Origin of the sequence: Paraburkholderia sp. CNPSo 3272, from assembly GCF_024206495.1 — a bacterium.
In the GTDB taxonomy this organism is placed as follows: Bacteria; Pseudomonadota; Gammaproteobacteria; order Burkholderiales; family Burkholderiaceae; genus Paraburkholderia.
Genome location: NZ_JAMBPQ010000006.1, coordinates 1 through 12115 on the forward strand (window position 1 = coordinate 1; position 12115 = coordinate 12115).

11 protein-coding genes are annotated in these 12115 nt (G+C 63.5%); 7 read left to right on the top strand and 4 right to left on the bottom strand.

Translation table 11 applies throughout. The features are described from left to right. Positions 1-271 precede the first annotated feature (271 nt). From M3I53_RS09450 to M3I53_RS09475, 6 genes are read left to right on the top strand one after another with little or no spacing between them, the layout of a single operon-like run. Positions 272-1627 (top strand): lysine N(6)-hydroxylase/L-ornithine N(5)-oxygenase family protein, encoded by a 1356-nt coding sequence (locus tag M3I53_RS09450; protein WP_254315691.1) that lies wholly within the window; start codon positions 272-274, stop codon positions 1625-1627. After that, the gene (locus M3I53_RS09455; protein ID WP_254315692.1) at positions 1624-2847 is read left to right on the top strand and encodes an MFS transporter; all 1224 of its coding nucleotides are present in this window, start codon (positions 1624-1626) and stop codon (positions 2845-2847) included. The genes M3I53_RS09450 and M3I53_RS09455 overlap by 4 nt, the downstream gene beginning before the upstream one ends. Further along, positions 2837-3436 (top strand): GNAT family N-acetyltransferase, encoded by a 600-nt coding sequence (locus M3I53_RS09460; RefSeq protein ID WP_254315693.1) that lies wholly within the window; start codon positions 2837-2839, stop codon positions 3434-3436. Before M3I53_RS09455 ends, M3I53_RS09460 begins: the two co-directional genes overlap by 11 nt. A 21-nt stretch (positions 3437-3457) precedes the next feature. Continuing rightward, positions 3458-5350, top strand: coding sequence for an IucA/IucC family protein (locus M3I53_RS09465; protein WP_375542488.1), 1893 nt, complete (start codon positions 3458-3460; stop codon positions 5348-5350). Positions 5351-5352: 2 nt separating this feature from the next. After that, complete coding sequence (locus M3I53_RS09470) at positions 5353-6123, top strand: siderophore ferric iron reductase (protein ID WP_254315694.1); 771 nt, start codon at positions 5353-5355, stop codon at positions 6121-6123. Between the two features lie 9 nt (positions 6124-6132). Then, on the top strand, positions 6133-7308 hold the full coding sequence (locus tag M3I53_RS09475) for an aromatic ring-hydroxylating dioxygenase subunit alpha (RefSeq protein ID WP_254315695.1): 1176 nt from the start codon (positions 6133-6135) through the stop codon (positions 7306-7308). 79 nt (positions 7309-7387) lie between these two features. Here the strand turns inward: M3I53_RS09475 and M3I53_RS09480 are convergent, their stop codons facing one another. After that, positions 7388-8461 (bottom strand): alkene reductase, encoded by a 1074-nt coding sequence (locus M3I53_RS09480; RefSeq protein ID WP_254315696.1) that lies wholly within the window; start codon positions 8459-8461, stop codon positions 7388-7390. Positions 8462-8566: 105 nt separating this feature from the next. Between M3I53_RS09480 and M3I53_RS09485 the strand changes: the two genes are divergently transcribed. Next, positions 8567-9439: a LysR family transcriptional regulator gene (locus M3I53_RS09485; protein WP_254315697.1), complete on the top strand. Its 873-nt coding sequence runs from the start codon at positions 8567-8569 to the stop codon at positions 9437-9439. 75 nt (positions 9440-9514) lie between these two features. Here M3I53_RS09485 and M3I53_RS09490 read toward each other — a convergent pair whose 3' ends face one another. The 3 genes from M3I53_RS09490 to M3I53_RS09500 all read right to left on the bottom strand — a co-directional run bounded on the left by M3I53_RS09490 (position 9515) and on the right by M3I53_RS09500 (position 11963). Further along, complete coding sequence (locus tag M3I53_RS09490) at positions 9515-10840, bottom strand: DUF3443 family protein (protein ID WP_254315698.1); 1326 nt, start codon at positions 10838-10840, stop codon at positions 9515-9517. A 21-nt stretch (positions 10841-10861) separates the two neighbouring features. Beyond that, complete coding sequence (locus tag M3I53_RS09495) at positions 10862-11368, bottom strand: DUF2844 domain-containing protein (RefSeq protein WP_254315965.1); 507 nt, start codon at positions 11366-11368, stop codon at positions 10862-10864. Positions 11369-11573: 205 nt separating this feature from the next. After that, positions 11574-11963 (bottom strand): hypothetical protein, encoded by a 390-nt coding sequence (locus M3I53_RS09500; protein WP_254315699.1) that lies wholly within the window; start codon positions 11961-11963, stop codon positions 11574-11576. Positions 11964-12115: the final 152 nt, after the last annotated feature.

A 12115-nucleotide genomic window follows, 5' to 3' on the forward strand; every position in this document is an offset into this window, starting at 1 on the left:
CAGCCGGACTTTGCCGCCGGTCGAGCCTGCGAGCCTTGATGCGTATTGGGCAGGCACGATAGTTCGGTATCCTCAACGCCGTGCGTTTCGCTCTTGCCATGGGACCGCGTCTTTCCTATGATCATCAAACGCGAATCACTCTCATTCGCATCGAAACTCACACGCCCACGCAAACGACTGCGCGGTTGCGTCTCATGAGCCTTCTCGCCGTCTTCGTCCTTCGAAGAGGTAACCCGACATGGTCCTTTCCGCTACAGGTGAAAGTTCAATTATGAGTAGAACTAATGTCAAGCCACGTCCGCCCTCGTCCGTGCTCGACTTCGTGGCGATCGGCCTCGGGCCGTTCAATCTGAGTCTCGCCTGTCTGGCCGAGCCGATCCACGACCTGCGCGGCATCTTCCTCGAGCGTAACGAGGACTTCGACTGGCACCCAGGCATGCTGATCGACGACACCACGCTGCAAAATCCGTTTCTGGCCGACCTCGTGAGCCTCGCGGATCCCCAAAGCAAGTTCAGCTTCCTCAATTACTGCAAGCAGGAAGGCAAGCTCTATGCGTATTACATCCGCGAGCGCTTTTATCTGAGCCGCGCCGAATATAACCGCTACTGCAAATGGGCCATCGGCCAGCTGTCGAGCATCGCGTTCGGCTCGAGCGTGGAGCACGTTGAATACGACGCGCAGCAAGGCCATTACGTGGTGCGTGGGCGGCACGTGCGCACCGGCCAGCCGTTCACGCATCGCGCCGGCCGCCTCGTGATCGGCGTGGGGTCCGTGCCGCAATTGCCGCCATGCTGCGGCGAGCTGCGCGAGCGCTGCATCCATAGTGCGCATTACGTGGCGCGCAAAGCCGAGCTGCAGCAAAAGCGCTCCATCGCCGTGATCGGCAGCGGCCAGAGCGCAGCCGAGATCTTCTACGACCTGCTCAAGGAGAGCGACGAGCACGACTACACGCTCACATGGATCACGCGTTCGCCGCGCTTTTTCCAGATGGAGAACACAAAGCTCACGCTCGAAATGATCTCGCCCGACTATATCGACTACTTCTACAACCTGCCGGACGGCGTGCGCGAAGAAATCATCGCCAAGCAGGACAGTCTCTACAAAGGCGTGAACGCCTCACTCATCAACCAGATCTACGACCTGCTCGACGACCGCCGCAGCCGCGGCAGCAACAGCGCGCGCCTCATCACCAATTCCGAACTGAGCGCCTGTCATCACGACCGCGTCGAAGACCGCTTTCACCTGCGCTTCGTGCAGCGCGACGAGGGCGTGCAGTACACCCACGTGACGGACGGCGCGATCTTCGCAACCGGCTATGTGCAGAACGTGCCCGGCTTCATCGACGGCATTCGCGCCCGCATCCGCTGGGACGACAAAGGGCGCTACCGGCTCTCGCGCAACTATGCGATCGACGTGAGCGGGCGCGAGATCTTCGTGCAGAACGCGGGGCTCTACAGCCACGGCCTGACCAACCCCGACCTCGGCATGAGCTGTTATCGAAACTCCTGCATTCTGCGCGAGCTAACCGGCGTGGAGCACTACAAGATCGAGCGGCGCATCGCGCTGCAGGACTTCTCGGTGCCCGACACGGAAGCGTTCGTAAAGATACCGATGGAGGCGCAATGAAGCTGCGCAGCACGATCATCCTGATGACGACCTTCGCCGTCGTCAGCGATGCGATCCTGATTCCGTTCTACCCGCAGTTCTTCGCCGCGCGCTATGGCGTGACGAGCCCCGTGCACGCGGGCGCCTACGTGGCGTTCATCTCCATTGTCGTGATGCTCACGCTGCCGCTTTGGGCGCGCATTGCGAAGCGGCTCGACGCCATGCATCTGCTCGTTTATACGCAGTGCGCAGCGGGCGTGCTTTCGGTCGCGAGCTATTTCGCGTCGACGGTGCCGCTCTTCTGGGTACTCTCGCTCGCGATGTTCATGTGCAAAAGCAGCTATTTGCTGATGTACCCGTACATGATGCGCCTCGAAGCGAAAGAATCGCATGCGCGTACCATCGGCGTGCTTTCCGTGGTGGTGCACTTCGGCGCGATTGCGGGCGCGGTGGCGGGCGGCTTCGTCATGCAGGTCTGGGACGCCCATCACTGCATCTTCGCGATGGCCGCCGGCGACTTCGTGCAGATGGCAATCTGCCTTGCGCTGATCCGCACGCACCGCATTGCGCGGCGCTGCCGGTTTGCGGACTCTGCCGATAAAGCACAGGCCAAGCCGGGGCTGCGTGCGCGCATGCCGATCCTGCGCCTCGCCCTGCTCATGCTCGCGTTCGACTTCTGCGTCTATCTCATCCGCCCGTTCATGGCGTCGTACTGGCAAGCGGTCACCCACGCGCCCGGCGAACTGGTTCCGGGACTCGTGTTCGCCATTCCGGGCATCGTCGCGCTCGTCGCGCTGCGCCTGAACAAGCGCCTCGCCACCCAGGGCAAGCGTGTGCCCGACCACATGCTCGCGAACCTGCTGCTGTGCACCGCCGGCATGCTGCTGCAAGGCGTGGAAGCGCCGCTGTGGATCGTCGTGGGCCGCGTGATATTCGGCTGGGCGCTGTTCCAGATCGTCGTGAAGCTCGACGTGACGATGTTCGCACTGAGCACGCCCGCCACCTATGCCGCCGATTACAGCGTCATCAACTTCTTCCAGAACCTTGGCGTGCTACTCGCCTCGTTCGCGGCCGGCGCCATTGTCGACGACGCGGGCTTGCGTGCGCCGTTCTTCGCGGCGTCCGTGGGCCTCGTTTCCACGGCGCTCGCGAGCGTCTGGCTGCTCGCCCGGCCGCGTGCCCAGGACGCCGTCCTTTCCAACCCGATTGCCGAAACAGGAGTCACCGCCCGTGCGAACTGAAATCGCTGCCGACGAAATCGCGCCGCGCCGTGTCCCGGCTGCACGCATGGCCACGCCCGACGCCTTTCACATCCGCCCGCTCGACGCACAACGCGACGCGCCCACGCTGCACCGCTGGTTCATCGAAGAACGCGCCGCGTTCTGGAACATGCGCGACAAGAGCGTGGCGGACGTGGCCGCGTTCTATCAGGCGATAGAGGACTCGGGGCACGCGCGAGCCTGGCTGGGCTTGCAGGATGGCGTACCTGCCTTCCTCTTCGAAAGCTACGACCCGGCTCACGAAGAGATCGGCGAGCACTACGACGTGTGCACGGGCGATCTCGGCATGCATCTGTTCGTCGGGCCCGCTGTCAGGAAGACTTCTGGCTATACGCGCCACGTGTTCGAAGCGCTCATGGCGTTCCTGTTCGAGCGCCTTCGCGCGCAACGCGTCGTCGTCGAGCCGGATGCGCGCAACGCACGCATACACGCCCTGAATCGCGCGATGGGCTTCGTGTATACGAAGGACGTCGCGTTTCGCGAGAAGACCGCCTCGCTCGCGTTCTGCACCCGAGCCGATTTTTACGCTGCCATTACGCAGGATCACTAAATTCCATAAGGACATCGCATCATGAATCACGTCGCAACCCAGGCTTCCATGCAACACGTTCTCGTCACGCCGCACGAGGCTGCCGCCCACCTCGCGCCAGAAGTGTGGCAGCGAGCGAACCGGATGCTGCTGCGCAAGGCCATTGCCGAGTACGCGCACGAGCTGATCGTCGAGCCACAGCGTGTGGGCGATGCGCCCGGCGAGCACTACGCGCGCTATGCGCTCGAATCCGACGACGGCACCCGCGTCTACACGTTCGATGCGCGCCTGCTCGCGCTGCGCCACTGGAGCATTCGCCCCGAAACCATCGTGTGCTCGCAGGACGGGGCGCCGCAACCGCTCGACGCGCTGGCCTTCATCCTCGACGTGAAAGCGCGGCTTGGCATCAAGGAGGAAATGCTGCCCATTTACCTCGACGAAATCAGCAGCACGCTGTATGGCGCGGCCTACAAAGCGGTGAAAGACGGCCCGGACACGGCCGCACTCCTCGACGCCGATTTCCAGGCGATCGAAACCGCGATGAGCGAGGGCCATCCGGGCTTCGTCGCCAACAACGGCAGGCTCGGGTTCGACGCGGGCGACTATCGCGCGTTCGCGCCCGAGGCGGGCTCGCCGCTGCAGATCGTCTGGCTCGCCGTGCACAAGGAGAACGCGGCGTTCCACAGTTCAGCCGACCTCGACTACGAACAGCTCATGGAAGAAGAACTGGGCGTGGAGACTATCGTGCGCTTTCGCTCGATCGTCGAAGCGCGCGGCGCGGACTTGGCCGACTATCGGCTAATGCCGGCGCACCCGTGGCAGTGGTTCAACAAACTCTCGATCGCGTTTGCGAGCTACGTCGCGACCGACCGCATCATTTGTCTCGGCTTCGGCGAGGACCGTTATCAGGCCCAGCAGTCGATCCGCACGTTCTTCAATCTCTCGGACCGCTCGAAACGCTATGTGAAGACGTCGCTCTCGATCCTCAACATGGGCTTCATGCGCGGACTCTCGCCGTACTACATGTCCGGCACACCCGCCATCAACGACTTCATCAAAGGCCTCGTGGCTAGCGATTCGTATCTGCAGAGCAAAGGGTTCACCATCCTGCGCGAAGTCGCGTCCATCGGCTTTCGCAATCGCTATTACGAAGCGGCCGTCCAGGCGGATAGCCCCTACAAGAAGATGTTTTCGGCGCTCTGGCGCGAGAATCCGCTCAGCCTCGCGGGAGACGGCCAGCGGCTCATGACTATGGCCGCGCTGCTGCATACGGACCGCCATGGCGAGGCGCTGCTGCCCGCGCTGATCGGGGCTTCGGGACTCACGGCGCAAGCCTGGCTCGAACGCTACATGGAGGCGTATCTGGCGCCCCTCGTCCATTGCTTCTACGCACACGATCTCGTGTTCATGCCGCACGGCGAGAATCTCATCCTCGTGCTCGAAAATCATGTGCCTGTGCGCGCGATCATGAAGGACATCGCGGAAGAATCCGCCATCCTCAACAAGGACGCGCGGCTTCCGGAAAACGTCAAGCGCCTCGCCGTGGACGTGCCCGAGCGCGTCAAGCTGCTCGCGATCTTCATCGACGTGTTCGACGGCTTCTTCCGCTACATGAATCAGATACTCGTCGAGCACGATTGCTGCACGGAAGACGTGTTCTGGAACACGGTGGCGCGCTGCGTCGGGCGCTATCAGGACGAGCACCCGCAACTCGCGCGCAAATACGCCGAATATGACCTCTTCGCGCCCGAGTTCCTGCACTCGTGCCTGAACCGCCTGCAACTCGGCAACAACCTGCAGATGGTCAATCTCGCCGATCCCGCGGGCAATCTGAAGATGGCGGGCAATCTGCAGAACCCGCTGGCGGGCAGGCGCGGCGTGCCGCGAGACGCCGCGCAGGCTAGTGGCATGAGCGCCGAAGCGGTCGCGGCGTAAGCATGGCGGGGAACCGCGCGCTCGACGACATGCTGCGGCTCGCCGCGCGGCTCGTGCCTGGGTTGCAGGGCGTTGTAGCAGCGCGCCCCGCCCAAGGCATCGTGCATACGCGCCCGGCGCCCAACGGCGACGCCAATCGCGCTGCGCTCGATGCGCTCCTTGCCTTCTGGTCGCGCACCTACCCCGAAGCGGGGCGCCCCTATTGGTCGTCGCGCTGCTGGGGCATCCTGATCTGGCAACCGCTCTACTTGAGCGTGATCGGGGTGCATGCGGCAGGCCTGTCGCTGTCGCTTGCGGACATCGCGCAGCCCATTGCCGAGGGCTGGACCCGCGAAGTCCGCATACGCGATCACGAACCGGCGCATGGCGACACGCACGCGTTGATCGCGCACGCTGCATGCGAAATCGTCTCGTGCTGCGAGCAAATGCACGACGAGCTGATGCCGGTGATCCGCCTGAATCCGGCAGCAGCGCGCGGCACGCAAGCCGACGTGGTGCTCGCGGCACTGCTTGCGGCACGCAAGGCGCGTCCCGAATGGAGCGACGCACAGGTCGAGGCGCATGGCCGGCAGTGGCTCGCAGCGCTCGGCCTGCAAGGCTGCTCAGGCTATTTCCCGTTTTCGCGCGCGGACGGCGAAAAAGCGCTCGCGCTGGAGCGCCGCACCTGCTGCTACCACTATCGCCGCCGCGACGGCGAACTCTGCAGCACCTGCCCGCGGCTCGCAAAGCATGAACGCATCGTGCGCCTGAACGCGCAACACGAAACAGGATGAACCCGATCGATGAACGATATCAGTGACCTCGCGCATCTCGCGCTGCCGCCCGATACAGAGGAAGCGCACGTGCAATTGCCCGCGAGCGCCTATTTCGACGAGGCGCTGTTCGAGCGCGAGATGGCGCGTATCTTCGTGCACTCGGCGCTATACGTGGGCCACGAACAGTCGGTGCCCGAGCGCGGCGACTGGCGGCACCTGCCGCAGGACGAAGGCGGCCGCGTGCTGGTGCGCGGCGAGCACGGCGTGCAATTGCTCTCGAACGTCTGCCGCCATCGACAGGCGCTCATGCTGGGTGGCATGGCCGGGAAAGTCGCTGCGAGCAGCGGTCTCACTGCGCAAGGCAATCTCGCGGCGAGCGGCGGCAACATCGTGTGCCCCTTGCATCGCTGGACGTATGCCCCTGGCGGCGAACTGATCGGCGCGCCCGAGTTCGAGCGCAAACCGTGCCGCAATCTCGAACGTTTCGACCTGCGAAATTGCCATGGCCTGCTCTACGAAGGGCCACGCGAGCCTGCGCGCGACATGGCGCGCGTGTTCGCCCGGCCCGAGTTCGACTTCTCTGGGTACGTACTCGATCACGTCGAAACGCATACCTGCCGGTACAACTGGAAGACCTTTATCGAAGTCTACCTGGAGGATTATCACGTCGCGCCATTCCACCCAGGCCACGGGCGCTTCGTGACCTGCGAAACGCTCGACTGGGAATTCGCCGAGACGTACAGCATGCAGCGCGTGGGCGTGCACACCGCGCTTGCGCAGCCGGGTTCGGAAATCTATCGCGCGTGGCACGATCGTTTGCTCGATTATCGCGGCGGCGAGGCGCCCGAATTCGGCGCCATCTGGCTCGCGTATTTCCCCACGCAGATGATCGAGCTATATCCGCACGTGCTCGTGGTTTCGACGCTCTATCCGAAGAGCCCGCAGGAAACGCTCAACGTGGTGGAGTTCCACTACCCGGAAGAAATCGCGGCATTCGAGCGCGAGTTCATCGACGCGCAGCGCGCCGCGTATCTGGAGACGATGATCGAGGACGACGAGATCGCGGAGCGCATGGACGCGGGACGACTGCGGCTGCGCCGGCGCGGCATCAGCGACGCCGGGCCGTATCAGTCGCCGCTCGAAGACGGCATGCGCCATTTCCATGCGTGGTATCGGCGCGCCCTCGCGGGACCGCTCGAGTGAGCCATGCGAAACCGCGCAAGGCAGGCGGTTTCGCATTGGCGCGGCGCATGCAACGCACGCCCCGCGCCTTCTCGTTACGTCAGGCGTTAGCCACTTCGCTCAGGCTCGGGTAGTCCGTATAGCCTTGCGCGGCGCCCCCAAAGAAGCCGTTGCGATCCGCCGCGTTCATCGCCGCATTGCGCTGCAGGCGGGTGACGAAATCGGGATTCGCCAGCACCATCTGACCGTAGGACTCCAAAGCTGCCAGCCCCGTGGCCACGTCTGCGCCAATCTGTTCGCGCGGGCGGCCAGCCCGGTTCACGATCAATGCGCCCTTCCACAGCTTGCGAATCTCACCCAGCAGCGCCTCGTCGCCCTGATGCGCGATGTGCAGATAGGCGAGGCCCAACTTGTCGAGTTCGGCCACCAGATAGTGATAAAGATCGGGGCCTTGCGCGCCTTCGTCGATGCCCCACAGCGTCGTGCCCGGCGAGAGCCGGATGGCCGTGCGGTCCGCGCCGATTTCCCCGGCAATGGCGGCCGCGACTTCGAGCGCAAATCGTGCGCGGTTTTCGATCGGGCCACCGTATTCGTCGGTGCGCGTATTGGCGCTCGGCGCGAAGAACTGCTGAACCAGATAGGCATTCGCGCCGTGGATTTCGACACCGTCCGCGCCGGCATCAACGGCGCGGCGGGCCGCGGTGCGGAAGTCCTGGACGGTGCGGCGGATTTCCTCGGTGGTCAAGGCACGCGGCACGGGAATGTCCTGCATGCCGCTGGCCGTGAACATGGCCGTGCCCGGCGCGATGGCGGAAGGCGCGACGCCCACGCTGTGGTGCCGCGTATTGTCGGGATGCGACATGCGCCCGGCGTGCATGAGCTGGATGAAGAGATGGCCGCCTCTCGCATGCACGGCCGAGGTGACTTTTTTCCATCCGGCGACATGCGCGTCGTTATAAATGCCCGGGGTCGTAATGTAGCCCTGGCCCTCTTCCGAAGGCTGCGTGCCTTCGGTGACGATCAAGCCAACGCTCGCGCGCTGGGCGTAGTATTCGGCGGCCAATTCGCCGGGCGTGCCGTCGGCCAGCGCGCGCGAACGGGTCATGGGCGCCATGACCAGACGGTTTGACAGCGTGTAACGTCCAACGCGTACGGATTCGAAAAGCTTGCTCATGATGACTCACCTCGACTGGTTTGGATGGGTGCATCGTCGCCTGCTTCACGATTGGGATAAATATGGTAATTTGGATATCATTGATCCGTTGATGGAGCAGTCGAGGTGGAACTACTGAACGACATGGCCTTGTTCGTGGAGGTCGTCAAAGCCAAAGGGTTTCGGAGTGCCGCGGACGTGACAGGCATGCCGAACTCCACCCTTTCGCGCCGCATCAGCGGCCTGGAAAAAGCGATCGGGCTGCGCCTGCTCCATCGCACGACGCGCAAGATCGAGTTGACCGAAGCAGGCCAGATCTACTTCGAGCGCTGCAAGCGCATCGTCGACGAGGCCCGCCTCGCGCACGAGCAGTTAGGCGACATGGTCGCGCAGCCCAGCGGCGTGCTGCGGGCCTCGTTTCCGGTCGATTTCGCCGTCACGTACCTCGCGCCTCTGATCGCGGAATTCGCCGCTCTCTACCCTGCCATCTCCTTCGATTTCGAACTGAATCCGCGGCGTGTCGATCTGGTGAGCGACCCGTTCGACGTGGCGATTCGCATGGGTGAGTCCGAAAGCTCACAACTCATTGCGCGTCCGCTGGCATCGCTCACGCCTTACCTCTATGCGTCGCCGGGCTATCTCGAGCGCGCTGGCGAGCCAGCCAAACCGGCCGATCTCGAACGGCACGAATGCCTGGGAATCCTGAAGGCTGACACATGGAGCTTGCACGACGCCAAGCGCAGGAGCACGGTGAAGGTGGACGGACGCTTCACGCTCAACAGCGTCGGCATGATCCGCCGCCTCGCTACGTTCGATCTGGGCATCGTGCTGCTGCCGGAAGAAATCGTGGCCGACGAGGTGGCCAGCGGAGCGTTGCGACGAATCTTGCCACAGTGGCATGGCACGCCCACGACGGTCTACGCGATTACGGAAACGCGTTTGCTGCCGGCGAAGACGCAGCGCTTTATTGAGTTTTTGCGGGAGCGGTTGGCGCGGTAGCGCGCTCCAAGGATTTATGACCGCTGAGACATCCGCGAGCGGCGCGGCGGCCGCTCGCGGATACGGCGCTACGAGTCAGAAGGCAACGTAGGCCGACGTAGCGACGCCAGAATTGCCGTCGGTGTTCGGATCGTAATTGACGTACACAGTGCGACCGTAGAAGAACGGCATGCCGAAATCAAAGGCGACGCCCGTCATGATCCCGCCGACGTTCCCGTACGCGAAGCCACCGTCCTCGAACAAATCCAGCGCGTTGGCGATGCTAAGCCCAGCCGAAACGTTGGTGCCGTTGAACCCTGTGACAGAAGGCGTCCGCGACACCGTCGAAGCGGGGCAATAGAAGCCGATCGCGAGCTTGCACATCGTCGATGACAGCGTGCTGTCGGGGAAGAACAGCCCGTTTGAGCCCGTATCGAAGAACGCCGACGACACGCTCGTCCCACTCAGCGATGCACTTTGCACGTTGCCGTAATGATCGGTTGTGAGCTTCTGGATGCCGGAAGTCGGTACAGCGTTGTTCGATTGCGTACCGATGCCGAACGTCAGGAACCCGGTTGCACTCGTCGAGCCCGACGAAGTCACGGCAGGCATGTTCAGGATCACGCCCGTGTTGTCGATCGGGAACAACCGGACCGGATTCGTCACTTGCGCCGTTTCCGCTACCCCCAGGTCCGTGCAGTTCGTCGAACTCCCCGACCCCGTGCAGCCGAAATAGACGCCGTTCGGCGGGGTCGCGCAGCCATTGCCGCAGTCGTATTCGGCGGGGCCGATGCCGAGAATACCGTGCGCGGCGATTGACGACGACGTGTCATTGAGAGAGCCTGTTGCGCAACTGTTGTTAGTGCCGCCGGCTGCCGTTTGCGGCAGATCGCCCATGACATGGATGGGCACGCTCGAAGCCGTTTCACCGCCGATCGTCACATCCGCCGTACGAACGGAGCCCCAGGCGTTGCCGTCGACGAAACCGAAGCACTCGGCCACGGATTTACCGCTCGCAGTCTCGACCGGCAATGCAGACTGCATGGGTCCGTTCAGCGCATCCAGCGGGAGCCGCAACCCCCATGACCCCGTATCGACCTGAATGTCGGTGATCGTTTGGCACGTGGTCGTGCCGTGAGCGCAAATCGTGACGCTGACCGTCGGAATGTTCGGAGCGTTCTTGACGCCCGCCGCCACTGTCACAGCGACCTGGTTGCTCGCGAGCGTCGCGGGCAAGCTCGATACCGGCGCGCCGGCAGCGAGGACCGTACTGTTGGACGTACCGCCCGTGCCGCCGCTGCCTGTGCCCGCCGACGAATTGCCCGATCCGCCGCCACCGCCGCATCCCGCGACGACAGCGACAGCCGCCGCCAGACCGAATGCGGCCAGCATTCGGGCCAGTTTCCCGTTGATACTCAACATGGTTCGCCTTGTTTTTGTTTGTTATTGGATGTCGGTGGCGCTCACGCCAGCTGGCAACGACTGCGGCAGGTAGGCCTGCCCGGAGAACGCACCCGTGTGGCCGCCGGAATGGACGACAAGATCGGGAAGCTCGACATTCAGCGGACCACGGCCCGGATTAGCCGTGCGCTGCGAGACGCGCGCGCTGTCGTACTGCGTGAAGTAGGTGCCGAGCAGTACGGGCAGGTTCGGCATGATCGGGCCACTCCACGCAATGCCGAATACCGTTCCCGCTGCCGAGACGTACTCACGCACGACCGTGCCGGTCGAAAAAGTCGTTTGCGTCACCGTGTATGAGGCGGCGCTCGCGGTACCGGAGACGCCCGATGCAGCATGGACGACGGCCGCATTGGCCGAACTGGAGACAGCTCCAGCCGGCGCGGGCGTGGGCATGCCGCCGAGTGCAGCCGAGGCAGGTGCCGCCGCGCCCAGCGCAGCGCAACTGAACGCCGCGCAAAGCGCGACGTGCATGATCTGATTCGACATCAGGAGAGAACCCTTTTTATGGTTGGCTTTATCGCGCACATCGGCGCAGGTTTGCCGTTGCCATCCTTGCGAAAATCAACGGCGAGAATCGACCCCTCACTTCACGCCAAGGCGTCCCGGAAACTACCCGGAATGCCTCGCGGGGTCCGCTGAACGGTGGATCTATTTCTTTAGTCTCCCCAGTCGCCCCAATTTGCACGCAGTGGTTTCAGTCATTGAGCTTTAGTTTGCCGAGGCGATCTCCGCCTCGATTATCCTGGCCGTTATCTTCGATCTGGTACACGCGCGTACGCACCGCGGGAAGCTCGGGCGGCTCCTTGGCGATTCCCCAGGCGCTCAGCAAGCCTTCGAATGATGCACCGGCTGGCGTCGTCCGTGGCTCCGGCAGTGGGACGCCGGTAGAACGGTAACGCGCGGATCCTCTCGCAGTCGCGCCCTTATTGATGCGTTCGGCAGCTCCGTTGCGCATGGCGTAGCGCACGACGTCCGACGCTTCTCGCGAATTCATCAACCCCGACGCAGTAATTTCGCTGACCGACGCGCTTTCGCGTTGCGCCAACCAGTGCAGCAGTGTAAGCGCACTAGCGTGAACCTTCATTGCAGGCCTCTCCCGTCCTTGTCTTGTCCCTGTCCCCGGCGAAGCTCACGCGGTGCACTGAACTGATTTCGCGGCGTCTGCCATGTCATGCCGACACCCGCGAGCCAGAGTCGCGTCCATGCCGTTGCGCTTGACAGCGCCCGCGAACGTAA